The 24,840-nt window shown below is 46.7% G+C and carries 21 protein-coding genes; 5 read left to right on the top strand and 16 right to left on the bottom strand.

The features are described 5' to 3' along the window. The first annotated feature begins 68 nt into the window (after positions 1-68). Together Q1A54_RS20140 and clpX are read left to right on the top strand one after the other, a co-directional pair. Positions 69-767: an ATP-dependent Clp protease proteolytic subunit gene (locus tag Q1A54_RS20140; RefSeq protein ID WP_299991818.1), complete on the top strand. Its 699-nt coding sequence runs from the start codon at positions 69-71 to the stop codon at positions 765-767. 351 nt (positions 768-1,118) lie between these two features. Then, positions 1,119-2,342: an ATP-dependent Clp protease ATP-binding subunit ClpX gene (gene clpX, locus Q1A54_RS20135; protein WP_007659408.1), complete on the top strand. Its 1,224-nt coding sequence runs from the start codon at positions 1,119-1,121 to the stop codon at positions 2,340-2,342. Positions 2,343-2,429: 87 nt separating this feature from the next. Here the strand turns inward: clpX and lpxB are convergent, their stop codons facing one another. From lpxB to Q1A54_RS20115, 4 genes are all read right to left on the bottom strand, one after another. Continuing rightward, positions 2,430-3,548, bottom strand: a complete 1,119-nt coding sequence (gene lpxB, locus Q1A54_RS20130) for a lipid-A-disaccharide synthase (protein WP_299991805.1) — start codon at positions 3,546-3,548, stop codon at positions 2,430-2,432. A gap of 84 nt (positions 3,549-3,632) precedes the next feature. After that, positions 3,633-4,049, bottom strand: coding sequence for a 6-carboxytetrahydropterin synthase (locus Q1A54_RS20125; protein WP_196114592.1), 417 nt, complete (start codon positions 4,047-4,049; stop codon positions 3,633-3,635). Further along, on the bottom strand, positions 4,050-5,057 hold the full coding sequence (locus tag Q1A54_RS20120) for an iron ABC transporter permease (RefSeq protein ID WP_299991799.1): 1,008 nt from the start codon (positions 5,055-5,057) through the stop codon (positions 4,050-4,052). Next, entirely contained in the window at positions 5,054-5,911 is an 858-nt protein-coding gene (locus tag Q1A54_RS20115) for an ABC transporter substrate-binding protein (RefSeq protein ID WP_299991797.1), read from the bottom strand. The genes Q1A54_RS20120 and Q1A54_RS20115 overlap by 4 nt, the downstream gene beginning before the upstream one ends. 147 nt (positions 5,912-6,058) lie before the next feature. Between Q1A54_RS20115 and rfaD the strand changes: the two genes are divergently transcribed. After that, the gene (gene rfaD, locus Q1A54_RS20110; RefSeq protein WP_299991794.1) at positions 6,059-7,024 is read left to right on the top strand and encodes an ADP-glyceromanno-heptose 6-epimerase; all 966 of its coding nucleotides are present in this window, start codon (positions 6,059-6,061) and stop codon (positions 7,022-7,024) included. A 96-nt stretch (positions 7,025-7,120) separates the two neighbouring features. On the opposite strand, the gene Q1A54_RS20105 is transcribed toward rfaD, so the two are convergent. Then, entirely contained in the window at positions 7,121-8,242 is a 1,122-nt protein-coding gene (locus tag Q1A54_RS20105; RefSeq protein ID WP_299991792.1) for a hypothetical protein, read from the bottom strand. Positions 8,243-8,677: 435 nt separating this feature from the next. On the opposite strand from Q1A54_RS20105, the gene Q1A54_RS20100 reads away from it, so the two are divergent. Both Q1A54_RS20100 and Q1A54_RS20095 read left to right on the top strand, forming a co-directional pair. Next, on the top strand, positions 8,678-9,520 hold the full coding sequence (locus Q1A54_RS20100; protein WP_299991789.1) for a histidine kinase: 843 nt from the start codon (positions 8,678-8,680) through the stop codon (positions 9,518-9,520). Next, positions 9,517-10,254 (top strand): LytTR family DNA-binding domain-containing protein, encoded by a 738-nt coding sequence (locus Q1A54_RS20095; RefSeq protein ID WP_299991786.1) that lies wholly within the window; start codon positions 9,517-9,519, stop codon positions 10,252-10,254. Before Q1A54_RS20100 ends, Q1A54_RS20095 begins: the two co-directional genes overlap by 4 nt. On the opposite strand, the gene Q1A54_RS20090 is transcribed toward Q1A54_RS20095, so the two are convergent. The 11 genes from Q1A54_RS20090 to Q1A54_RS20040 all read right to left on the bottom strand — a co-directional run bounded on the left by Q1A54_RS20090 (position 10,251) and on the right by Q1A54_RS20040 (position 24,822). Continuing rightward, complete coding sequence (locus Q1A54_RS20090) at positions 10,251-13,733, bottom strand: hypothetical protein (protein WP_299991783.1); 3,483 nt, start codon at positions 13,731-13,733, stop codon at positions 10,251-10,253. The genes Q1A54_RS20095 and Q1A54_RS20090 overlap by 4 nt on opposite strands. Further along, positions 13,730-17,383 (bottom strand): ATP-binding protein, encoded by a 3,654-nt coding sequence (locus Q1A54_RS20085; RefSeq protein WP_299991780.1) that lies wholly within the window; start codon positions 17,381-17,383, stop codon positions 13,730-13,732. The genes Q1A54_RS20090 and Q1A54_RS20085 overlap by 4 nt, the downstream gene beginning before the upstream one ends. A gap of 329 nt (positions 17,384-17,712) precedes the next feature. Next, the gene (locus Q1A54_RS20080) at positions 17,713-17,991 is read right to left on the bottom strand and encodes a hypothetical protein (protein WP_196114584.1); all 279 of its coding nucleotides are present in this window, start codon (positions 17,989-17,991) and stop codon (positions 17,713-17,715) included. A 26-nt stretch (positions 17,992-18,017) separates the two neighbouring features. Next, on the bottom strand, positions 18,018-18,572 hold the full coding sequence (locus Q1A54_RS20075; protein ID WP_299991777.1) for a DUF420 domain-containing protein: 555 nt from the start codon (positions 18,570-18,572) through the stop codon (positions 18,018-18,020). Beyond that, the gene (locus tag Q1A54_RS20070) at positions 18,550-19,218 is read right to left on the bottom strand and encodes an SCO family protein (protein ID WP_299991775.1); all 669 of its coding nucleotides are present in this window, start codon (positions 19,216-19,218) and stop codon (positions 18,550-18,552) included. The genes Q1A54_RS20075 and Q1A54_RS20070 overlap by 23 nt, the downstream gene beginning before the upstream one ends. 11 nt (positions 19,219-19,229) lie before the next feature. Next, complete coding sequence (locus Q1A54_RS20065) at positions 19,230-19,577, bottom strand: cytochrome C oxidase subunit IV family protein (protein ID WP_299991773.1); 348 nt, start codon at positions 19,575-19,577, stop codon at positions 19,230-19,232. 75 nt (positions 19,578-19,652) lie between these two features. Further along, positions 19,653-20,399, bottom strand: a complete 747-nt coding sequence (locus Q1A54_RS20060; protein WP_196114581.1) for a cytochrome c oxidase subunit 3 — start codon at positions 20,397-20,399, stop codon at positions 19,653-19,655. Positions 20,400-20,423: 24 nt separating this feature from the next. After that, positions 20,424-21,014, bottom strand: coding sequence for a cytochrome c oxidase subunit 3 (locus Q1A54_RS20055; protein WP_196114580.1), 591 nt, complete (start codon positions 21,012-21,014; stop codon positions 20,424-20,426). Between the two features lie 3 nt (positions 21,015-21,017). Beyond that, entirely contained in the window at positions 21,018-21,914 is an 897-nt protein-coding gene (gene cyoE, locus Q1A54_RS20050; RefSeq protein ID WP_299991770.1) for a heme o synthase, read from the bottom strand. After that, a complete protein-coding gene (locus Q1A54_RS20045; RefSeq protein WP_299991767.1) occupies positions 21,914-22,990 on the bottom strand; it encodes a heme A synthase in 1,077 nt (358 codons plus the stop codon). Before Q1A54_RS20045 ends, cyoE begins: the two co-directional genes overlap by 1 nt. 5 nt (positions 22,991-22,995) lie before the next feature. Beyond that, positions 22,996-24,822, bottom strand: a complete 1,827-nt coding sequence (locus Q1A54_RS20040; RefSeq protein WP_299991765.1) for a cbb3-type cytochrome c oxidase subunit I — start codon at positions 24,820-24,822, stop codon at positions 22,996-22,998. Positions 24,823-24,840: the final 18 nt, after the last annotated feature.

The following is a 24,840-nucleotide window of genomic DNA, read 5'->3' as shown; positions in this document are numbered from 1 at the left end:
CCTAAAAAGTCCTTTATTATTTAAAGGACTTTTTTATTTTTGACCAAACCGTAAATCTAAACAAGATGATGTTTAACAAAGACGAGTTCCGGAAATTTGCCGTAAAGGGCCAGGGCATGAGTGGCCTGGGCGTAGATCAATATATTAGCCATGTAGAAGGCAGAGCCATGCATACCATTGAGAGCATGACCCGTTCTGTAATTGAGGAACGTCCCACGAACTTCCGTGAGATCGACGTGTTCTCGCGCCTGATCATGGACCGTATCATTTTCCTAGGCACACAGGTGGATGACTTCATTGCCAACATCATTACAGCCCAGTTGCTGTTCCTCGAGTCGGCTGATGCGAAGAAGGATATCCTGCTTTATATCAACAGCCCGGGTGGCTCGGTATATGCCGGCCTTGGCATCTATGACACCATGCAGTATGTAAACCCTGACGTGGCGACGATCTGTACAGGTCTGGCTGCCTCGATGGGTGCTGTATTGCTGGCAGGTGGAGCCAAGAACAAGCGCTCTGCCCTACCACACTCCCGCATTATGATTCACCAGCCAATGGGGGGTGCGCAGGGACAGGCTTCAGATATCGAGATCACAGCGCGTGAAATCCTGAAGCTGAAAAAGGAGCTGTACGAAATTCTAGCCGAGCACTCCGGCAAGTCATACCAGGAGGTATACGACAACTCTGATCGTGATTACTGGATGAAAGCAGAAGAAGCGAAAGAATACGGTCTGATTGACGAGGTATTACACCGTAAGAAAGAGTAAGTATCCTCAGAACAACATTTGACAGCAAAGCCCATCCTGTACTCAGGCATGGGCTTTGCTGTTTTATTTAGCAAGAAAGAATTGTACCGTAATAATACATGTTCCTGCAGGTTAAGCTCTGCTCAAAAATTTATCAACATGGTTATGTGGACAGCTTAAGGCTTTAAAACACTGTATAACAACACTTTACCCCAAGATACAGTAATAGCAATTTTTTAATTTATGGTTACTTTTTATAACCATATCAACATTTTAGAGATTAAAATACTACCTTAGTAAGGTTTCAATTTTGTACCTTTGCTTTTGAATTACACCCGCGAGGGCCAAAAAATCTTCTGAACAAACTTTTTTATGGCTGAAATTACCTGCTCATTTTGTGGCAAGAACAAAAAAGACGTATCTGTGATGATATCCGGTATCAACGCGCACATTTGCGACCGTTGTATCGGGCAGGCACAGCAAATCCTGAACGAGGAGAATAAGATACGCGCCAACAGCCGCACGCCGAAGTTCAACCTGATGAAGCCGAAACAGATGAAGGAGTACCTTGATCAGTTTGTAGTTGGCCAGGATGAGGCGAAGAAGGTAATGTCAGTAGCGGTATACAACCATTATAAGCGTTTGATGCAACGTACCAACGACGATGATGTCGTGATTGAGAAATCAAACATCATCATGGTAGGTGAAACCGGTACAGGTAAAACATACCTGGCCCGCATGATGGCTGGTATTCTGCAGGTACCTTTCTGTATAGCTGATGCAACTGTACTAACAGAGGCTGGCTATGTAGGCGAAGACGTAGAGAGTATCCTGACGCGCCTGCTGCAGGCTGCCGACTATAATGTAGAAGCAGCTGAACGTGGTATCGTATACATTGACGAGATTGACAAGATTGCTCGTAAGAGCGATAACCCATCCATTACCCGCGATGTGAGTGGCGAGGGCGTGCAGCAGGCATTGCTGAAACTACTCGAGGGTACTGTAGTAAACGTACCGCCGCAAGGAGGTCGTAAGCACCCGGAGCAGAAAATGATCACCGTGAACACCGAGAATATTCTTTTCATTTGCGGTGGTGCTTTTGTAGGTATAGACCGCCTGATCAAGAACCGTCTGAACACCCGTCCGATTGGCTTCTCTAAGTCAAAGCAGGACGAATCAGAAGAGAAGGAGAACTTCCTGCGTTACCTGACGGCCCAGGATTTGAAAAACTTCGGACTTATACCTGAGCTGATCGGTCGTCTCCCAGTATTGACCCATTTGAACCCACTTGATAAGGATACGCTTCGCCTGATCTTGCTAGAGCCAAAGAACTCTATCGTGAAGCAGTACAAGCGTCTGTTTGAGATGGAAAACATCAGCCTCAGCTTTGATGACGATGCATTGGATTACATTGTAGAGAAAGCTGCCGAGTATAAGCTTGGTGCTCGAGGCTTGCGTTCTATTTGCGAAGGTATTATGACAGATGCCATGTTTGAGCTGCCGTCTGAAGAAGGTGCCAAAGAACTGGTGATCACCGGCGAATATGCCCGCGACAAGTTTGATAAATCACCCCTGAAGCAGCTACGTGTTGCCTAAGGTATACCTAAAAAGAGAAGGCCTCAGCTGCATACAGCTGAGGCCTTCTCTTTTTAGGTATAGCACAACTCTGTGTGCAATTGTAGTTTATACTTTCCCCTTCAGGTAGCCTACCATCAGCTCTGCGGCACGCTCAGCTGTACGGTACTCCCCTATCTTCTGCTTTACAAGTGCATACCCGTCTTTCTGTTTCTGCATGGCATACTTATCAAACAGTATACTCTTGAGCTCGGCCACGATCTTCTTGGCCGTAAAGTCTTCCTGAATCAGCTCCGTTACAATTGGCTTATCGGCAATCAGGTTAACGAGCGAAATGTAAGGAACCTTGATGACACGTTTGCCAATGGCATAAGAGATGGCGCTGGTTTTGTAGCACACGACCTGCGGCACGTCGAACAAAGCCGTTTCGAGCGTGGCTGTGCCCGAGGTTACCAGGGCAGCTTTAGCATGCGCTAGCAGGTCATAGGTCTGGTCGTATACGATCTTGATATTCGGGTCTTTGTTGTACTGCTCGTAATACTCCTTTGAGAAGTTGGAAACACCAGCTACGATAAATTGGTAGTCGCGGAATGAAGGCAGCACGCTCAGCATCACCTCCAGCATGTTTTCAATTTCCTGTTTGCGAGAGCCCGGAAGCAATGCAATGATAGGCTTGTTGTTTTGGATATGGTTTCGCACTCTGAAATCAGGCGCCACCACGTGATCGTTCACTGAGTCTGCAACCGGGTTGCCAATGTAGTCTACTTTGTAATCAAAGCGACCGTAGAATTCCTCCTCAAAGGGCATGATCACGAACATACGGTCTACGAGACGCTTGATCTTGTGCACCCGGCCCTGGTTCCAGGCCCAGATTTTGGGAGAGATGTAATAGAAAACTTTGAGGCCGTGCTCTTTCGCAAACTTAGCAATGCGCATATTGAAGCCGGCATAATCAACCAGGATGATCACATCTGGTTTGAAGGCTGTGATATCCTCTTTGCACTCACGCAGGAAGCCCAGTATTTTAAAAAAATTGGCGGCAGCCTCCGCAAAGCCCATAAAGGCCATTTCCTGGTAATGCTTCACCAGGTGCATGCCGGCTTCCTGCATCATATCGCCTCCCCACCCTCTTATGTCAGCCTCCGGGTCTTGCTTCCGTAGCTGCTTAATAAGGTTAGAAGCGTGCAGATCGCCTGAGCGTTCGCCGGCTATAATGTAATATTTCATCTAATGTGTATGCGTTTGGGGCTGCCTGACAAGGCAGAAACGAAGAAAGCAACGGAACAGGTATAGCCAAAAGGCTATGATTGCTTATTCGCCAAAATACTCCACGTAGTTACGCGGGGTTTCATATAATTTGAGGCTATGTAACTTGGCTTGGGAAATTTCGGCGATTTTGGGCTCCAGAATCTTCCAGAACTCTACCACCAGGTTCTCTGTGCTGGCCAGCTTGTCTTCCATGAAAGCCACATCAAGGTTGAGGTTTTTATGGTCTACCTTCTCGATGATGTGCTTACGGATGAGCGTGCTCAGCTTTTTGAGGTCAATCACAAAGCCGGTGTCAGGATCCGGCTTTCCTTTTACGGTCACGATCAGCTCATAATTGTGCCCATGCCAGTTGGTATTCGCACATGGCCCGAAAACCTCCTTATTCTTTGCCAACGACCAGTTCGGGTTGTGCAGCTTGTGGGCTGCATTGAAATGCTCTAATCTGCTTACGTAAATCATTTAACTGCTAAACTTATAATTCTTTTGGGACAGCAAATATACGAAGAAAGGAACACCAAAGAACGATGTAATGATTCCAATTGGCAGGCCGGCCGGCGGATATAAAATACGGGACAGAAGATCGCAGAGCAGCATGAACAAACCACCCACAAAAGCACAGAAAAGCAGGTTGCTTCTACCAGTCGCTCCCATAAGCCCCCGGGTAACGTGCGGAATGATGAGGCCCACGAAACCAATAGGTCCGGAGGTAGCCACTGCAAAGCCTGTTACGATAGAAACAGTACCCAAAATGGCCCAACGGGTTTGCGCCACGTTCACTCCCAGAGCCTGTGCCCGGTCGGCTCCGAGCAATAAAATGTTAAGCTGCTTCTGTAGGAAAGCAAAGAGCAAAAGTGCCACTAGCAGTGCCGTAGCTGGGTATGGCAGCAGCGTCCAGCTGGCTCTTTCAAAACTACCCATTGACCAGAATATAACAGACTTGAGCTTTCCTTCTGAATCAGACAGAAAAGTGAGCAGCCCCACCATAGCCGTTACCAGCGAACTAATGGCTATACCTGCCAATAGCAGTTGCGCAGGTATAAGCTGGCGCTTTCGGTAACCGAGCACCACTACGACCAGTGTCACCACAAAAGCGCCTATTAGTGCGAATACCGGCGGCATGTAAAAACCTCCGATCGACACTTCAATAAAACCGAAAAACACGATCACAGCTCCCAAAGAGGCCCCTGAAGCAGTACCCAGCAGGTATGGGTCGGCCAGCCCATTGTTGACCATGGCTTGCATGAGGTAACCGCAAAAAGCCAGCGAAGCCCCTACCACCAGTGCCAGCAAGAGCCTGGGCAGCCTAAGATGCGTAATGGCGAAATGGGTCGTATTATCGGGATCGTAGTGGAAAACGGCCTGCCAAATAGTAGCCAGGTCCACCTCAAAAGTACCCACCTGAAGCCCAAACACCAGCGTCACCAGAATCAGCAGAATTGCCCCCGCAAAGTATAAGGAATTGCTCATGGGTACAAGAAGCTTTCAAGTTCACGGATCGACTCGACTACCCGTGGGCTCGGCCGCTCGATCAGGTTGCCGGTAGGCGCATAGATACGCTTGTTTTGGTAAGCGGCAATTTTGCGCAACTCCGGGTATAGACTGAAAAACTCTCGCTCTAGCCGCTCGATACTACCTCCCAATAAAACATCAGGATTTAGCTTGAGGACATACTCGCGTGTGAGTGCTGGGTATGGCTGGTCAAATACTTCCTGCACGGCATTCTGGGCGCCGAGTATGCGCAGCTGGTCTGTCAGAATCGTGTTCTGGCCGTATACATAGATCGGGTCACTCCAGGTAATGGTCAGCACCCGCTGCTGCTGTGGCTGTCCGCTATACCTGCGCTCTATCTCCTGCACTTGCTGGCGCAATGAGTCGGCCAGGTGGTTTGCCCGTTGCTCACGGTCCATGATGCGACCGATATCCTCTATACCTTTCAGAATGTCCTCCACGCTGCGGTATTTCTGGTAGTACACCGGTATACCTAGTTCTTCCAATCGGGCTGCCATATCCAGCGGGGTTATACCTTCCACTGTAAAGATCAGGTCAGGCTTCAGAGCCAGCACCTGCTCTAAGTCGACCGGATAATTATTCACAACTGGCTTGCTGTATACTTCAACCGGGTAGTCGCACTGGGGAGTTCTTCCGACAATAGAGGCCGTATCGCAAATAGCAAAGAGCATCTCGGTCATGGAGGAAGCAAAAGCCATCACGCGTTCTGGCTGTCGCTTCAGCTTTATCTCACGCTTAAGGTCGTCCTGCAGTACCAGTTCCTCCCCTGCCTGCTCCTCTTTTCCGGGGTTGCAAGCCCAGCAAAAGATCAAGAGGCATATTGCTAAAAACTTGTTCAGGTATGGATACAAGGTATAGATCGGTTTCTGATTGAATGAGCAGCAGGTGGTGTACGCCTCGGCTCCGTTTATTTTCGTAAATTTAACGCAATATTACTTTACAGCCTATAAAACTGAATTATGATCGTTGTAACTGGTGCTGCCGGCTTTATTGCGAGTTGCCTTGTGAGCAGGCTCAACGCAGCTAATTTTAATGATATCGTGGTGGTGGACAATTTCTCTGTCGCCAAAAAAGAAGGAAACCTGAAGGGTAAAAGGATAAAAGAGTATGTAGACCGCGACGGTTTCTTTGAGTGGCTGGACGAAAACTACGAAGAGGTAGAGTTTATTTTCCACCTGGGTGCCCGCACCGATACCACGGAGTTTAACAAAGATGTGTTTGACCTCCTCAACCTCAATTACTCCAAACAGGTATGGAACGCCTGCTGCGAATACCAGATCCCGCTGGTATACGCTTCGTCAGCGGCTACCTATGGCTCTGGCACACTCGGCTACGACGATGAAGAGGCTACTATCCCTTTGCTGAAGCCGCTTAATCCATACGGTGATTCTAAGAACGATTTCGATATATGGGCACTGGAGCAAACCGCGAAACCTTTCTTCTGGGCAGGTCTGAAGTTCTTCAACGTGTATGGCCCTAACGAGTACCACAAAGGCAAAATGGCTTCTGTTATTTTCCATGCTTACAACCAGATCAAGGAAAAAGGCAGCATGAAGCTTTTCCGCTCACACCACCCCGACTTTGCCGACGGTGAGCAGATGCGTGACTTTGTGTATGTGAAGGATGTGGTAGAGGTATGCATGTTCCTGATGCAGCACCGCAAGAATTCCGGCATCTACAACCTGGGATCTGGTAAGGCCCGTACTTTCATGGCCTTGGCCCTCAACACATTCGATGCCATGGGCATAGAGCCTAACATCGACTTCATGGATACGCCGGAGAACTTGCGCGACAACTACCAGTATTTCACAGAAGCGAACATGAGTAAACTCCGCTCTATCGGTTACAACCGCGAGTTCTATACCTTAGAAGAAGGTGTGAAAGATTATGTGCAGAATTACCTGATGGAGGGAAAATACTATTAACAAGTCATTATTTAGCTGAACGATAATTCAGCAGGTATAGCAAGCCCCGTTTATGGTTTCATAGGCGGGGCCTTGCATTTGGCCTTACTCCAGTTGCTATTTCTTTTCTTCCTCTTTATAAGTCAGCAAATGTTCCGCTGCTTTGCTGAACAAACCAGACTGGGTGCCAATGTATACTTTGTTCTTCACTTTAGCGATAGAAGTGATCGTGTGACCTACCAGGCCGGTATTGTCAAGTTCTCTTAACTGCAGCTTATCTATACCTACCTCCACCTCAAATATCTGGCTATGGCGAAAGGCCAGTATTACGTCATCGCTGATGGTAATATAGTTGAACCACTCGGCTACATTCCCGGTATGCGCGTCCAAAGACCAGGATTGTCCGGACATAGATCGGAACAAAGCATGTGTTTGTTGTCTTCCATGTCTGGCAATGGCATAGAGGTCGCCTTTGTGCTCAAATGTCGCGTAAGCTACCTGATCCGGCATCTGAAAATCAATTTCACCTTCTTCCGATATCTTATAGAATCCCCAGTCGGTGGCAACATAGAAGTTATTCTGGTGTGAACGCATATACCGGACAAAGCCACCTTCCTGAGCAGGTGTAAGTATCTTAACCTCCTCTAACACTATCTTATTAAAACTCTGATTGGATTTGTCAACCCCTAGCTTCACCAGAAAATACCGCAGACTTGATCTTCCGGTTTTCTCATTCGCATACCTGTATGGCACTAGAGCAACATTGTTCTCTGAGATAGCCATGCTTTCCAGCGCGTTAGACATTACCAGTTCAAACTCAAGAAAATCAGGATCAATTTCCTTGGCATATATTCTGAGGTTTGCTCCGCTCGTCACCGGGTCGCTCACTGATCTGAAATATAAACTGCCATCTTCTGCTCCTGTGAATATATCGGAGTTCATAGGATACTTGTAGTGTGACAGGTCTCTGAAAGGGTGCATATAGTTACTCACCTTTGACCCTTTCCTTGCATGGGATATTTTAGAGAATATGTACATGCCTAAAACCTGCAACCTGTCTTCAGCTTCAGCAGCATGCAGATTGACAATAAACCGTTGGTTATACAGGAACTTCTGATGCGCTTCCCAGGCAACGACGGGATCCACCTCAACTTCTTCGAGCTCTTTTTTACAGGAAGAAAACAGAAAAGATAAGCAGAGGAAGGGTAAGAGGTACTTCTTCGGGATAAGCTGTTTCATCGGTAGTAGAAGGTATGCTTGATAACAGTAATTGCTAAAGGTCAGAGGCAGTATAGGTAGGCTCACCGGTTATACCTCGTAAGCCTACACTATTCTTTTTCAACCAACCTATACTAAAGATAGAAATAACTATATAAAGAGGAAAGAATATTACACAAACAGTCTTTTGCTGTAGATGAATGGTGTTGCGTGTTAGCAAAGTAATGCGTTGTTTTAGGGATGCTTAAAAGCGTAAAATACCGTCACTTTCTATACCATGTTCTGGGCTGGGCTGTCTTCATTTTTTATGAAGTATCGCTTGTCACACTCATCAATCCTAACATTACCGCCCTATGGGAGTGGATGATTTGGTATACCTTAAACATTAGTCTTTTTTATTTCTTCGCACATGTTGTACTACACAATACGCTTAGGTATAATAAACTACTGCTATTATTGGCTTTAGTCCCTGCCATTATAGGTGCCTACCTCCTCATGCAGTTTGGCATAGAAAAGCTGGTCAATCCATTCCGTGATGTACCCCGGGAATTTAACCCTGACAAAATATGGTTTCTTCGGGCTACATGGCGTTGCTTTTATTTCCTGAGTTTCAGCACGGCTTACTGGTTTTTACGTCAGACCATCAAGAACCAAAAGCGCATCAATCAGATGGAGTTGGAAGGGCTACAGGCTGAGCGTGAAAAAGCTGAACTCGAAAAAGGATTGGTACGCTCTCAGAACGCACTGCTACAAGCCCAGATCAGTCCGCACCTGCTCTTCAATACGCTTAACTTCATTTACAACTCAGTGCAGGATGTATCGCCAAAAGCTTCGGAAGGCGTGTTGCTACTCTCAGAGGTAATGCACTACGCCCTGCAACGGGTGCATGAAGACGGAAAAACGGACTTGCAGTACGAAGTGGAACACATCGAAAAGTACATAGCCCTCAACCAGCTGCGCTTCAGCTATCCACTCCATTTACAAATGAAGTGCAGCGGCAGGCTACAGGGCAAAATTCCGCCGCTGCTCCTACTCACTTTTGTGGAGAACACCTTCAAGCATGGTGACCTCACCGACCCGACACAAACTGCCTGTATTTCAGTCGCGAATCAACAGGATACGCTCCACTTCAGTACCTCCAACAAAAAGCGCAAGCACCATGGTGGTCGCGGGTATGGCATTGGGATACAAAATGCCAAAACCCGCCTGCGTGAGTTTTATGATGAACAGGACTATACCCTGACAATAGACGAAGACGAACAACGACACGCCGTGCACCTTAAAATAAAGCTGACATGATCACATGCTATGTAGTAGATGATGAGCGCCATGCGCTCGAGGTACTGTCCAGGTACATACAGAACACACCTGGCCTGCAACTGATCGGGGCCGAAGAAAACCCACTGCAAGCCCTCGACGCAATTGCTTCAGGGCAGCTAACAGCGGATATCACATTTCTGGATGTCGACATGCCACAGCTTTCGGGTGTCGACCTGGCCGGACTCATCAACAGCCGCACTACCGTCGTCTTCACAACTGCCTACCCGGACTATGCCTACCAGGCTTTCGAGAAGAATGCTGTTGATTTTCTGCTCAAGCCCATCTCCTACGAGCGCTTCCTGAAGGGTGTAACCAAAGTAAAGGAGAGTCTGCAGCCAAAGCAAGCTATACCTGCTGCAGAGCTAAGTGACAGCTACTTTTTCATCAAAACGGATGTGAAAGGCAAGTTTGTACGGGTGAACTTCGAGGAGATAAGCTATGTAGAAGCGATGCAAAACTACGTGCGTATCCAGACTGCCACTGAAAAGCTGACTACCTACCTGAGCATGAAAGAAGTAGAAGAGCACCTGCCCACTACCGATTTTGCCCGGGTACACAAATCCTTCATCGTGCACCTGCCCAAAATCAAGACCGTAGAAGGCAACCAGATCGTGCTGAGTACTGGCAGTGTGGTGCCGATGGGATCGAGCTACCGGGCTGCTTTGCTGGATATGATCAATGCAAAACTGCTGAAAAGCAAGCGCATGAATTAAAACAATACCGATACCTGTGTACGGCCCGTATGCACTGCACCTACACTGTTGGCTTTGCGACCATCATAGTTGAGTGAGATGTTGAGGCCGTTGCTCAGACGCTGCTGCACATTAAAAGACCAGGTCAGGTTATTGCCAGGGCGTAGTGCGTTGAGTATTTCGTATCCCACATAGGAGTTCATATCGCCATCAAACTCAATATTCACCCAACGAACAAGTCCTGAAACGGTGCGCTTGCTGACCTGACTCAACTTTGTTTCCAAGCCCAGTTCGTGAAAAGTTGCCTGCTGCTCTGCATCGGCTGGTGAAAGTTTGTCTTCGCGTAGGGCCAGTTGATAGGTGCCTGTAAAACGCAGCTTCGCATTAGGCTGGTAAGCCAGCTCCGGCGTAAGCTCCTGTGACACGATACTGAAGTTTTTCGAGTTCAGAAAGTTAGAGCGGTTGTCACGCACGTTCTGAGCCAGGCTGATCTTGGAACTCAGCACTTCATTCAGGTTCAGACGGGCGATCAATTGGTGATTACCCACGCTGCGGGTTTCGGTACCGTTCGCCAAAAGCGATTTCTGCTGATTCTGCTGCACCGTGTATTCCAAGCCATACTTTGGATTGCTCCGATTAAAGTAGAGCGTATTACGCAGCGACTTCACCAATGAGATCAGAAACTCATCTTCAAAATCTTCGCTGAATGGATTAAAACGGTTCATCACCTCATCATCTGTCGTCTTCTTGTCGATGCTTACAAAGCTAAGGGCTGAGAACTTAGCCATAAAGCCTTTGAAGCCTTCGGCGCTGCGCCAACTGCGGGGCACGTTGCTATTCAGACGATAGGTGAAGCGGTTGGTATAGGCGTTAATATACTCATCCGTAGGGAGGAATACTTTGATGAAACGGCGCTGGTCCACTGTCTGTGCCTCCAGGTAATCGTTCAGGTCGTTGGGGTTGCCGCCTTCACGGAGATAGTGCGTGCCCTGCCCCGGCATGGTTTCCCGGAACACGAAGATACGCTTCAGTTCACGGCCTGTACCCACAGAGTAACTCATTTCAGAACGGAAGCTGCCATCCAGAAAAGAGGTGTTCCAGTCTATGCGCGATTGTACAGTTTCTTCGTCCTGGCCCTGTTCAAGCTTCAGATTTCTGTAAGTAGCCTGCAGGGCGATATCACTGTCACGGCCATACCTGCGCTGGAGCATGGCATTGTAGGTCTGCCCTACTTCCGGCGCTCCCATCTCCCCAATTGCCGTTGGGCGGAGGTCGGTGCGGTAGCTATAGTCCACCCGAAAGCGTGTCTTGGCGGTATCAGGACTCTCCACAAAAAGCACATGCTCGTCAAAGTACATGGCCGAACCCGTCACAGAGTCACTGCCGATAGCGGTAAGTTTGTTCTTATCAAAGCGGTACATATAGCCGGGCTCAACTTTACCGAGCCTATACCTGGCCCCTACATCGCCCCTATACCACTCTGATTCGCGGGTGGACTGGTCGCTGTGCAGCATGAAGAAACTATTGCGTAACTCTAGCTTACCAAACTCACGGTTCAGGTCCAGTTGGTGCTGCGTACCATCTACCTGCTGGTGACGGTAGCGACGGCTGATGCGGTAGTTCACCAGGTTCTGCGGGTCCTGCACCGCTCCTACCGAGAAGTTAAAGATATGGTCTTCGGCTTTCTGATTCGGATTGTCAAGACTCCAGTCACGATCGAATTCAATAGGACGATAACGGTCGATGGGTTCAAAGTTCACATCAGTATACTCGTAGTTGAGCGTACTGTTGAGGCGGTATTTGCCCAGGAAAGAAAGCTGTCGATCCTGTATCGCATAACCTACCCGCATGGCAGCCCCATTATCATCCATGGCATCGAGGCGGGAGAAGCGATTGAGATCATTTTGCGAAGCGGCGCCTTCCAGGAAGAAATTCACGCCTTTCTCCAGTTCATAGTTACCGCCCAGCGTGATCAGCTGCTTCTTACGAGGCGTGGGCAGAATACGCACAGGTGCATAGTTGCCCTGCGGCACGCCATTGACCGGTGCTACCCATCGGTATACCCTACCATTCACTGCATTGCTAGCCGCCACGTAATTGCCCCGATTCGCCCCTACTTCTGAAAACCGCACATTGTATATTGCAGAGTCCGGATTGCTGGAGAACACATATACCTGCTCAGGTATACCATTTACCAATGTATCCCGCTGGGCGTAGAGCACCTGTGCCGGATCAAAAGGCACCTGCGTCGCTCCTGAAGTAACGGCCATGTTCAGGCTATCGCCTATACCTGCGAGCAGGCGTTTCTCGTCATCCCGCAGGTCGAGGTGCAGCAGATTGTTTGGATTGTCCGATTCATTGTAGTAGTTGGCGTATACCTGCACTTTGCCCAGTTGCTGGTAGTGGCTGGCGTGGTAGATGCTGCGGCTATAATTGAGGTCGGAGTACTCAAAGTCTACCCGAATACGGGAGTTTTTGGTAATGACGTGGCGTGTCGTAAAGGTGATCTCAGCCTGGTTATAGTCGATCACATAATCGAAGTCGAAACCACGGGTCAGCAGCCGACCGTCCAGAAATACACGCTCCGAATTAGCCAGTACAATGATGAAGCGTTCGTTATTGGGGCCGCGCAACCTGTAGGGTCCCTGCACGCCTTCCAATGCCTCTACAGCCTGTGAAGCAAACTTGCCTTTCGACACCGAGGCGGCTACAGTGGTAGTACCCAGTTTATCCGGTGATTTGCCAAAAGTAGTCTCGAATGCGCCGCCCTGCACGTTTTTGTAAAACTGCATGAAGTAAGACGGCTTACTACGCAGCACCACATCCCCTGCCGACAGCTGCCATTGCTTATGCTTGAGCGTGATGTACACACGGTCAAACTCGTTCAGCTGCTGCGTATTCCCCTCAGGTTGAAAAGGTATGTTCTGATCGGTGATGGCCGCTGTAATACTGATATCATCTGTCAGTTTACCGTCAAGCTGCAGGTTCAGCGCCGAGTTTACAAATACATTTTGCGTGTTACCGAAGGAAATGCCGCGTGATATGCTACCTGTTTTGTTGAGTCCAGGAGTTTTAAAAATTTCTTCCCGTTGGGCAAAGTCCTCTTTGTAGAATTCCCGTGACGACGGACTCCGGTCCAGCTTCATGATGTCGCGGCGATAAGCAGGCTTGGCCAGACTCAGTGGCAAGGTTCTATAGCATACCAGCACCGAATCAGGTATAGGCACCACCGTTCCAAGCGTATCCATGATCTGATAAGCAGGCGCCGGAAACTCGGTCAGTTTAAACTCGTGGGTATAGTAGTTATAGTCAAATTTGAACTGGTCTTTTCGGGGACCTACGAACGTGATGGAGCTAACATCAATTGTCAGTGTATCGAGTTGTTGGGGATAATCGGTGAGGTATAGCCACTTGCAATGTCGGTTGTTCACAGGAGCCTGGGCCAGCGCAGGCAGGCTCAGCAGCAACAGCAAGATGCCGGTGATCAACCCTCGAATCATGTGGTGGCCAGCGGTAAAGAAATGTAAAACGTCGTCCCCTCTCCCTCTTCTGTCACAAACCAAATGTGACCTCCTGCGTTCTCAATTCCTTTTTTGGCAACAGCAAGGCCTATACCTGAGCCTGTGTACTTGGTGCTAAAGTTAGGTATAAATACTTTGTGCTGAATCTCGGCAGGTATACCGCTACCATTATCAGCTATAGACACCAGCGCCATGTTATTCCCATCCACCTTCAAGTCTATCTTGATCACAGGCTTCCGGTCGGCAGGCACCGCTTGTATGGCGTTCAGCAGCAAATTGTTGAACGTACGCACCATCAGCGCTTCGTCGGCCATCACCATCACCGGCTCTTCAGGCATACGCAGTTTCGTTCTCACAGATGCCGGGTTTGTGTGCAGGTCGGCGGCTTTGTGCAGAGCAGCCCCCAGGTCCATCAACTCGGCTTTCGGCTCGGGCATGGAAGTGAAGTTGGAAAACGAGGTGGCGATATCGCTGAGAATATTGATCTGCGTGATCAGCGTATGCGAGATCTTGTTGATCATCTGCTCCGTGTTCGGGTTCTTCTCTGCAATGGCCTTCTGGAGGTACTGCAGCGAAAGCTTCATCGGGGTAAGCGGATTTTTGATCTCGTGTGCCACCTGCCGCGCCATTTCCCGCCAGGCTGCTTCCTTTTCACGCATCGCCAGTTCTACCTTGTTCTGCTCCAGTGTCAGTAGCATACGGTTGTACTCATTCACCAGCATCCCGATCTCATCAGCCCCTTCATAGGCCAGCATTTCGTTTTTGCCGGTCAGGGAGGTATGTTTCAACTTTTCGGCCAGCATACGAAGCGGCACCGTCAGGGCTCTGGAAGCAAAGAAGGTCAGGATGATAAACACGATGAACATGACTGTGAAAATGTTCATCGTTGTCGTAATCAGCTCGATCAGCTTCAGGTCCAGCTGTCGCTCTGAGTCAAAGAAAGGTATACCTATAAAGCCAATCAACTTCTCCGGATCATTGTCAGGACGAAGTGGCAGGTATAGCGCATTGAAGCTTAGGTTACCTGCATGCTCATCGAGGAGAACACGCAAAGCCTGTCGCTCTGATATAGCCGCAAAAGCGTGTGGATTGACTAGTTTGGATAGCAGCCCTGACTCAAAAATTAACGGCTGACTTGTTACCAACAGGCGTCCGTTACGATCATAAAGGCTCACATCAGCCTCTGATAAAGCTGCAATGGAGGCAACACGTCGCAACAAGCGATTGCGGTCGGGCAGCACTTCCAGCGTAGTCGGTCTGCTCAGATGGTCCTGTATAGCCTCGCCTTTTTTCTCGTATGACGAAAGCAGGTCTTTCTTGTAAGAGCCGGTCACCAGGCTAGCCGTTACGATACTCACCAGCATGAGGGGCAGCAAGATACCGAAGTTCAGGAAAAGCTGGATTTTGGTACTGAAGTTGGGCTGAAAATCACGCAGTCGCTCCCGATTCAGGAGTATGTAAAGCACCGCCAACACAATGAGACAGCCGGTAAAGTACAGGAACAGAAAAGAAAAATTTGAGAGTACTTCACGGGCTCCATACTTACTTGTCGTGATAATCACGGTCGGGCCGTAATCGGTTTTAACACCTAAGTGGTGAAAGCCCTCTTCGGTTGCTCCCTGCCGGTACAGTTCACTTCGTTCCAATTCGCTCCTATCGAAGTTGGTGGCATAGTCAAACTCACCTTCGCTGTATGTCAGCCGGCCCTTTTCATAAATTCCGTAACTCAGGATATCGGCTCTGAAAGGCTGCTGATGCTGTTGCCCTGCTAATAGCTCAGGCACCAGGCTATTCGGAAGCAGCTCCTTGAGGCTCAATTGCAGCACAATCGTTCCGTACAACTGTGTACCCAGGGGTACTTCAATCAACTTAAGGTAAAAGCGGGTATGCGGACGGGCAGGGTCATTGACCAGGTATAGATTATCATACTCGGTTCTGTTCTGTGGTACGGCATATTTTTGCCTTAGCTCATCCAATGTAGCAGCTGTGGTGTCGGCACTTTCAAGTGTACGCCCTTGACTGTCAAACAACAGGATATTCGCTTCATACTTGTCAAAATAGTCCGGAAGAAATTGGCGGGATATCTTGCGCTTAATAAAGTAGGCATCAACATAAGGCCCCTTCATCTTGGATTGTATAAGGGCGTCTTCAGACACCCGAACTGCTACGTCTTCTTCCAGCAGATACTCAGCCAGCACATCATTGCCCTGCATCAAGTCAAAAGCGAACTTCTGTTTGTAGGCTAGCAGCTCGCTCTGGAAGTGGGTGTAAAGCGAGGCTGCACCTGTCAAACTGCTTACTGCGATGATGAGAAAGAAAAACAGATAGGTGCGGTATGGTAAACTGATTGCCTGCCGGTGCTGTGCTGCCAACAGAATCACAATCCAGAAAACGAAGCCTATCAGAAGCACGGGCAGCCAGCGCATATCTAATACCAGAGCCAGCAAGGTAAGTATGACGGTAACTCCCAGCAGAATCTTATAGGACCACCAGCCATTTGACTTGCGCAACAGCACATTGGCTATAGAAGCCAACATATAGCCAAACAGGCTCAGTGCCACCGTGTGCAGGAACATTAGGCTGTACATTACCAATTTATACCGCTCCAGCGCAATAGATTGGTTAATGTCGAGTGCTAACGGAGAGTTGTGGTATATGCCATAGTAAAAGCGGAATAAAATGGCTAGCAACACGAAAAACCCCAACATGGAAGCCCCAAGTATTACTTTGCTCTTGTCAGCCGAATACGCTTTAACGGTGTTTAATACCTCATTTTTGTGAAACAAGTAATAAGCAGCCCAGGCGACCGTAACAAGCAATAGTACATTCAGTGCCAGATCACCTACTGAAGGGGACCAAAATGACGCAGCATAAAGGCGCGGATCAAAAAGCTCTGTTTCTACTATCAGAAAAGGCAGATTGAGCAACAGGAGCGCAAGCCTGAATCCAACCAGCAGGATCAGTAAAAGCGCTATACCCTGGGTATAGCGCTGACGTACCAAGAAGATTTTGCTTAACGAAATGCTGAACCAAACAAAAAGAACAGCCCCTAAAGTGAGCAGAATAAGTTGGATGTCATCAAACCCAGAATCGATTCTATCGGACCCATGATCGAGTGCAAACAGGAATTCACCTTCACTGGTCTTTACCTGTGGCAACTGCCCCGGGTTATCAAGCACTAGCCGAACGTCTGCTTTCCCAAAAATACTTTTCTGCAAACCCGACGACAAGTAGTCATTTGTTATACCATAATCTATCTGAAGCGGAATGTAAGTGAAGATGTCATAATCATGGACCCGATGGGGCATGACCACAAAGGTGCCATAACTATTACGAATAGTAGATGTATGGCGAACTGTCGGGGGCATGTCAAGGTCTGGTATAACAGTATGGTCAGACCAGAACAGCAAACGACCATTCTTATAGACAAAAGTAGGGTAGTGTGTTTTGGATAGAAGTTTTGAGAAGCTTATTCGGCCTGTTTGCAGCTGTTCACCGAGCTGCACAGACTCCTGGTGAGCATCCAGCAAGAGGGCCTGAACCCGCTGTGTTATACGCTGCTGCGTCTGCTCTCTATCGGCTTGGAGCCAGGAAGCCGGTACCTTATAATGCAAAAAAGCTGTCGCCATAAAGCACAGCACAGCAAGAGCAAATAAGAGTATTGGCGCAAAATTACGGTTCAAAGCAGCATGGATTACCCACGAATTTAAGCATTTCGTGTTATAAGAGCATGACCTTTAGGCAGCTAAAATGTAACTAACAGCCTCAAGGCATGTTTAATTCCGGAAGAAATGTGTAATCCGGAACAAAACCGGATCAAATTTCACACCAAAAAACTTGATGACAAAATAAAACCACATGCAAGACTTGCTGCCTGCATGTGGTTTATAATACGAATTGAAAATAGTCGCTGCTGCTAAGGAAGAATAACAAAGTATGCTACTTAGCTATTCAGTGCTTATGCGGTTTTAGCGGCTTTCTTTTTTTGACTGCTTTTATACCACAGAAATCCTACTGTACCTACCAGTACATAGGGTATCAGCATCAGGTATAGGATTCCAGTATTCAATCCTGCTCCTACCTGAGAGTCTGAATCGGTACTACCTGTACCAACATTTGACTCAACCGTCGCGCGGCACATAGCACATTGGCTGTAGGCCTCTGTAGATACCAGACTTAGCGTAAGCATCATCAGGCCGAGAATAAATATTTTAGATAATTGGCGCTTCATGATCATAAAACAAGTGTTAAATGTTCCTGGTTCTAACTATAGTACGGAGAAATCAAAATATACACGAGTACACCCGTTATGGCTACATAAAGCCAAATTGGGAACGTCCATTTTGATATACGACGATGGCGTACGAACTGCTCTGAAAAAGCAAAATACATGGAAAGCAGTACCAACGGTACAATCACCACAGCAAGAACGATATGTGTCAGAAGAATAAAATAATAAAATAGCTTAAGAAAGCCATCCCCGCCATATATCGTGCGCTCCCCCAAAAAATGGTAAGTCACGTACGACACCAGAAATACAGCCGACAGGCCAAAGGCAGTTGCCATGGCATTACGGTGCACTCTGATATTTCCCTTACGAATGTTGTAATAGCCAATAACCAAAGCAAATGCTGTTAAAGAATTCAGTATTGCATGGAGCGTAGGTAGGAAAGATACATCCACACTGCTTGAGCCTTCCTTTGGCATAAAGAAAAGCATAGCCACAACGACAGGTATAGCAATCGATAAAATGGCAATCAGTATTAAGAACTTCTTTTCACTGCCAGCCGCAGGGCTATTTTGATTTGCTGTATTCATCTAAAAGAACTTTAATTTCCAGAATCAGGCGATCCACATCCTCCTTATCAGTACCATCATATATCCCGCGGACATACCTGTCTTTATCTACCAGCATAAATTTTTCACTGTGAATAAAGTCCTGCTGGCCTTCTACTTTCATAACAGGCAAATAGAAGCCTTTCTGAGCTAAGGTATAGATTTTATCACGGTCACCCGTCAAGAAATACCACTTGGCCGGGTCAGCTCCATATCGGTCACCGTATTCGCTTAGTACTTCAGGGGTGTCATATTCAGGATTAACAGTAAAGGACACCAGTTTTACCTGTTGCTCATCCTGAAAAGCTTCCTGCACACGCACCATTTGTGAAGACATTGCTTTGCAAATGTCGGGACAAGTCGCGAAAAAGAAGTCAGCTACATAGATATGACCGTCCAGGTCTTTTTGAGAGATTGCCTGGCCTTGCTGTGAAGTGAGTTGGAAAGCAGGCACCTGATTGAAGAGTGTATCCCCCTTGGCATCACGCTGTACCTCACCTGAAGCGGTAACCTGAGGAAAATATTTACGGAGCGTGTAGTGGTGCTCACCGAAGCTTCCGATAAATATAAAAATAAGAAGAGGCACTAATAGTAGGATGCCTAATATTAGTGCCTTTGAGTTACTCATAATATGTGTACTTAGTTGAAGTAATTTCTGATCGAATCGAAGTAATAGCTGCCTTCTGAAATCAAAGCCACCATTAGCCAGATAACCAGGGCCATAGGTATAAGGATAGACCAGATCAAGGCTTTGGACTCGTGCTTCAAGTGCATGAACTCCGCTACAATGTAGAACGCCTTAAAGATGGTCAAAATTATAAAGATCGCATTACGAAGTGTACCTGCGTCCATTGTAAAGGCGAAAAGGAACTCTACTGCAGTTAAGGCTACCAGGATAAAGAATGTTTTCCAGATAACTTTTGTCTGCGCTTTTGGTATCTCACCTGTCTGGTGAAGATCTTTGGAGTGATCCGAATGAGCTGCCATAGTATACTTTATGTTTTAGAGAGGCAGTCCCGCACCAGGCGGGAACTGCAGCTGTGATAGTTTATGATTTATAAATTAGATCAGGTAGAAGAAGGTAAATACGAATACCCAAACCAAGTCTACAAAGTGCCAGTAAAGACCAACTTTCTCTACCATTTCGTAGTGGCCACGTTTGTGGTATACACCATTCACTGTGTTAATGAACACCATGACCAACAGTACAACACCAGAGAATACGTGCGTACCGTGGAAACCAGTGATGAAGAAGAACAAGTCGGCGAACAAAGGCGGACCATATTGATTCATGGTCAGGTTAGCACCAAAGATGCGTGTACCATCTGCCAATAGCATACCCTCGTCAGTACCAGAGATGAAGTGAGCCCACTCCCAAGCCTGGCAACCAAGGAAAATGCCACCGAAAAGAATCGTCCACATTAACCATTTCTGTACATCATTCTTATCCATACGATGACCAGCTTCTACTGCCAATACCATGGTAACAGAACTCAAAATAAGGATCATGGTCATCAGGGCCACAAACGCTAATGGAAGATCTACTCCATGGAATCCAGGGAAGGCGTTAAAAACTTTCTCCGGTATTGGCCACCATTCAGTTGAGAATGTAAAGTCATCCGGACTTCCAGTGTAAGGAAGATGACTGTGACGAGACAGGCCATAAACAATCAGGAGTGCACCAAAAGTAAAGGCGTCAGAGAGTAGGAAAAACCACATCATGAGTTTTCCATAGCTCGCTTTTAATGGTTCATTACCACCATCCCATGTACCTGTTTTAGGTGCTTCCAGCGTAGTTGATGTAGACATAGTTTAGTATTGAAAAAAACGTGTTTAGTGATTTAATCTCAAAAATAGATACAAGTATAGCCAAAGGCCACCCAGAAAGTGCCAATAAATGGTGCATAGCTGAATACGCAGCATGCTCTTCGAGTGAACTTTGTAACGTAGACTTGATACAATTACCACCGCCACATAAATGAGACCAGTGATCAGGTGAAAACCATGTACACCTGTTAATACATACATAAATGAACCGGAAGGGTTACTAGACTCTCCCCCAAAGAACACATTGTTATTAACTAACTCAGCCCATCCATTCCACTGTCCGAACAGAAAAGCAATTCCTAATCCGAAAGTCAAATACAGCATCAGGCGTAGTTTTGCTATATTATCCTGAGCTGCAGCATTATGGGCAAGCTGCATCGTAACACTGCTTAAAGCAATAATTACTGTGTTGATCAACATGATGTTTGGCAGGTCATACTCGAGCCAGTTGCCTTCTGCACGACGCACCAAATAAGCGCTTGTAAAGGCTGCAAACATCATAATTATACTAATAATAAGCAACCACAGTGTAAACTTTAATGGATGTACTCCTCCTGTGTTGTTCTCCTCTCCCAATGATTTGGCAACCATATCCATATCCTAAATTTTATCTAAAACGAATGCTATCAGCACGATAGGCAAATACAAAAAAGACCCAAACATAATATTCATCGCCGCTTTGTTAGTACATGTGCGCATTAAATGAAATGTCTGAGCCAGAAATAATACACCACAGATCACAGCAATCAGCGCTGAAGTAGTTCCGGTCATCCCAAACTGCAAAGGCAGTAAGCTAAGCGGAATCAATACTAAGCTATAAATCATAATCTGGACTGCTGTTTTCAAATTCTTGCCCCCTTCCATAGGAAGCATTTTGAATCCTGCTTTTTTATAATCTTCATCCAATACCCAGGCAATAGCCCAGAAGTGAGGGAATTGCCAGATAAATTGTATTCCGAATAAGATCCATGCTTCAACGCTAATAACACCAGTTGCGGCTACCCAACCGATCAGTGGCGGTAAAGCCCCAGGTATAGCACCAACAAAAACGTTGATAGGGCTGATACGCTTAAGCGGCGTATATATAAAACCATAAAGAACGAGTGACAACAAGGCAATAGCTGCTGTCAATGTGTTAAAAAAGCTCGCTAAAATAAACAAACCGCCAACTCCTATCAGCGCGCCAAAAATAGCTGCTTCAGTTACACTCAGTGTATTGGTTGGAAGCGGCCTGTTTGCAGTGCGCTTCATTAACTTGTCCAAGTCTTTTTCCAGTATCTGGTTCACAATGTTGGCAGCGCCAGTGACCATCAACCCACCCAGCATGACCAATGCTATCTGTATCCAACTTCCACCCGGATGTCCTAGTATATAGCCTATAGCACTTGAGAAAGCTACTGTAAAACTTAATCTGAACTTCAGAAGCTTAAAATATGCTGATGCCTTTTGTGCCATATTGGCTAGAGACAGTACCGATTCTGATCTATCTGTAATCATTAGCTAAGAACCACTACCGGTTTTTCAACCGCCTTTTTGGAGGCGTAGTAATAAAAAATTAATATCAAGAACTGAACACCAAATAGTAAGGTAGCTATCGTCAAGTGTAATGGTTGCAGGAAAGCAGGTATGGCAAAATAAGCCATAATCACCCCAAAAGCTATTTCAGCAACCAGTAACACTAGCATCCAGTTCGTCATCATACTCAACTGGCGATCTCTTAGCTTATAGATTAAATAAGCCATATAAAGATGAAGTACCAGTAACAGGATTGAAAAAGATCGGTGGATATAAAAACTCGAACCAAGTTGGTCTACCCAAAGATCCCTGTTGCTACCATTCATTTCGAAGGCAACAATATCCACTTCTTCACGCACTTGTGTTCCAATTAGTATCTGAACAAAAGTAGCAGCAGCTACCAGTCCAATAACAAAGAACATTTGCTTCGAAGCATCAAATCGTGGTACGATAAAAGCAGACTGCGAACGAATCACCGCATACTGCAGTAAGGCTACAAGCACCAGCGCCAGCGCCATATGGATTGTAATGGTTACTGGTAGCAGGTTTGTAGACACGACTATCGAGCCCAACCACCCCTGTATTCCAACTAGTACAAAACTTAAGAATGAGAGGAAGAAAACAGGCTTGTCAGTTTTCAGGTAAGGTATAGCATACAGCACTGTCAGGAATATTAATATCCCAATCACAGCCCCTACCAAACGATTGATATATTCTATCCACGTCTTCGTCACATTGAAATCTGTTTCTATGTGTTGAAGCGGGTGATCTCTCAATTCGCCTGCTGCTTTGTCGAAACCTATGTTATCCAGAAACCCTGCCAGTCTCTTGTTTTTCTCTACACGCTGTTCTTTGTAGACTTCCAGATAATCGTCTGGCAATTGGCTAACATCAGTTGGAGGAACCCAACTGCCAAAACACTTGGGCCAGTCCGGACATCCCATTCCTGAGCCCGTGCTTCGCACGATTCCTCCAACTAATATTAGAAAGTACACAGCTAACACTGTAAGTACTCCAATATTTCTAAACCTTTTGTATGGAAAAGATTTATCTGTCATTTAAGCTATTCTAAATCCCTCTCGTACGGCAGGTTCGAAGACTGCGTCTGAGAGAAAGGTACGTTCTGTGGGATGTAGTCCTCAGCAGCACCTGGTTTGCTATAATCGTAAGGCCATCTGTATACTGTTGGGATCTCACCAGGCCAGTTACCGTGTCCTGGATTAACAGGTGTTGTCCACTCCAGTGTGTTTGAGTGCCATGGGTTAGCAGTAGCACGACGACCTTTGAAGATGCTGTAGATAAAATTGAACAGGAAGATCAACTGCGCAGCAAAGCCCATTATAGCAGCGATACTGATAAAGCTGTTCAGGTCAGTAAATGTATTGAATGCATCAAAGCCTGTCCAAGAGTAATATCTTCTTGGGAAACCTGCTATACCGATGTAGTGCATTGGCATGAATACCAGGTAAGCAGACAGGAATGTTAACCAGAAGTGAACAAAGCCTAGCTTTTCGTCCATCATACGACCGAAAATTTTAGGGAACCAGTGGTAAATACCGCAGAACATACCGAAGAAAGCAGCCGCACCCATTACAAGGTGGAAGTGAGCAATTACAAAGTATGTATCGTGCAACTGTATATCTAATGCAGAGTTACCCAGGATAATACCTGTCAAACCACCCGAGATGAAGAGCGATACGAAGGCAATCGCAAACATCATAGCAGTTGTGAAACGGATGTTACCTCTCCAAAGCGTAGCCAACCAGTTAAATACTTTTACCGCTGATGGTACTGCAATTATTAGTGTCAGGAACATGAAGACTGATCCCAGGAACGGGTTCATACCTGTCACAAACATGTGGTGCGCCCATACTACAAATGATAGCAATGAGATACCTAACATCGAACCAATCATGGCTCTGTAACCGAAGATTGGTTTACGAGAGTTAGTAGCGATTACTTCGGAAACAATACCGAATGTTGGAAGGATTACGATATATACCTCTGGGTGACCAAGGAACCAGAACAAGTGCTGGAACAAGATCGCGCTACCACCAGTATGTGCAAGAGCCTCACCAGCGATATAGATATCAGAAAGATAGAAGCTTGTGCCGAAGCTACGGTCAAAGATCAATAGCAATGCAGCAGAGAACAGAACCGGGAATGAAAGTAGACCTAAGATAGCAGTCAGGAAGAAGGCCCAGATAGTAAGGGGCAACTTCGTCATCGACATACCTTTTGTTCTAAGGTTAATGACAGTTGTAATGTAGTTTACACCACCAAGCAACTGAGACACGATAAACAGTGCCATACTCACAAGCCACAGTGTCATACCCATAGCTGAGCCTGAAATTGCCTGAGGAAGCGCACTTAGTGGAGGGTATACTGTCCAGCCACCACCTGCAGGGCCTGTCTCAATGAACAGGGAAATAAACATGATCACACTTGCCAGGAAGAAAATCCAGAAAGAAAGCATGTTCATGAAACCAGATGCCATGTCACGGGCACCAATCTGCAGCGGAATCAGGAAGTTACTGAAAGTACCACTCAGGCCAGCCGTTAGCACGAAAAACACCATGATGGTACCGTGCATGGTTACCAATGCCAGGTAAAATTCCGGGTCTAGCTTACCATTTACGATCCAGTTGCCCAAGATTGGCTCTAGAAAAGTAAAAGTAGCTTCAGGCCAGCCAAGTTGTAGACGGAAAATAATAGATAGGAAGCCACCTACAAAGCCCCAGAAGATACCCGCAAAAAGAAACTGCTTTGCAATAACTTTGTGGTCCTGGCTGAAGATGTACTTCTCAAAGAAGTTTTGGTCATGATGATGATCATGCTCGTCGTGAGCGTGATGAACATCCTTATTTAGAGAGATATCTGTACTCGACATTGTTGATATTGTTTAATG

The organism is uncultured Pontibacter sp. (genome assembly GCF_947502515.1).
GTDB lineage: Bacteria > Bacteroidota > Bacteroidia > Cytophagales > Hymenobacteraceae > Pontibacter.
Note: the sequence above shows the minus strand (reverse complement) of the source record. Positions and strands in the feature narration are given on the sequence as shown.

Excerpts from the sequence above, each read along its gene's own strand:
- Q1A54_RS20140 (WP_299991818.1), top strand. The coding sequence starts at position 69 with ATGTTTAACAAAGACGAGTTCCGGAAATTTGCCGTAAAGGGCCAGGGC.
- clpX (WP_007659408.1), top strand. The coding sequence starts at position 1,119 with ATGGCTGAAATTACCTGCTCATTTTGTGGCAAGAACAAAAAAGACGTA.
- lpxB (WP_299991805.1), bottom strand. The coding sequence starts at position 3,548 with ATGAAATATTACATTATAGCCGGCGAACGCTCAGGCGATCTGCACGCT.
- Q1A54_RS20125 (WP_196114592.1), bottom strand. The coding sequence starts at position 4,049 with ATGATTTACGTAAGCAGATTAGAGCATTTCAATGCAGCCCACAAGCTG.
- Q1A54_RS20120 (WP_299991799.1), bottom strand. The coding sequence starts at position 5,057 with ATGAGCAATTCCTTATACTTTGCGGGGGCAATTCTGCTGATTCTGGTG.
- rfaD (WP_299991794.1), top strand. The coding sequence starts at position 6,059 with ATGATCGTTGTAACTGGTGCTGCCGGCTTTATTGCGAGTTGCCTTGTG.
- Q1A54_RS20105 (WP_299991792.1), bottom strand. The coding sequence starts at position 8,242 with ATGAAACAGCTTATCCCGAAGAAGTACCTCTTACCCTTCCTCTGCTTA.
- Q1A54_RS20095 (WP_299991786.1), top strand. The coding sequence starts at position 9,517 with ATGATCACATGCTATGTAGTAGATGATGAGCGCCATGCGCTCGAGGTA.
- Q1A54_RS20090 (WP_299991783.1), bottom strand. The coding sequence starts at position 13,733 with ATGATTCGAGGGTTGATCACCGGCATCTTGCTGTTGCTGCTGAGCCTG.
- Q1A54_RS20085 (WP_299991780.1), bottom strand. The coding sequence starts at position 17,383 with ATGGCGACAGCTTTTTTGCATTATAAGGTACCGGCTTCCTGGCTCCAA.
- Q1A54_RS20080 (WP_196114584.1), bottom strand. The coding sequence starts at position 17,991 with ATGATCATGAAGCGCCAATTATCTAAAATATTTATTCTCGGCCTGATG.
- Q1A54_RS20075 (WP_299991777.1), bottom strand. The coding sequence starts at position 18,572 with ATGAATACAGCAAATCAAAATAGCCCTGCGGCTGGCAGTGAAAAGAAG.
- Q1A54_RS20070 (WP_299991775.1), bottom strand. The coding sequence starts at position 19,218 with ATGAGTAACTCAAAGGCACTAATATTAGGCATCCTACTATTAGTGCCT.
- Q1A54_RS20065 (WP_299991773.1), bottom strand. The coding sequence starts at position 19,577 with ATGGCAGCTCATTCGGATCACTCCAAAGATCTTCACCAGACAGGTGAG.
- Q1A54_RS20060 (WP_196114581.1), bottom strand. The coding sequence starts at position 20,399 with ATGTCTACATCAACTACGCTGGAAGCACCTAAAACAGGTACATGGGAT.
- Q1A54_RS20055 (WP_196114580.1), bottom strand. The coding sequence starts at position 21,014 with ATGGATATGGTTGCCAAATCATTGGGAGAGGAGAACAACACAGGAGGA.
- cyoE (WP_299991770.1), bottom strand. The coding sequence starts at position 21,914 with ATGATTACAGATAGATCAGAATCGGTACTGTCTCTAGCCAATATGGCA.
- Q1A54_RS20045 (WP_299991767.1), bottom strand. The coding sequence starts at position 22,990 with ATGACAGATAAATCTTTTCCATACAAAAGGTTTAGAAATATTGGAGTA.
- Q1A54_RS20040 (WP_299991765.1), bottom strand. The coding sequence starts at position 24,822 with ATGTCGAGTACAGATATCTCTCTAAATAAGGATGTTCATCACGCTCAC.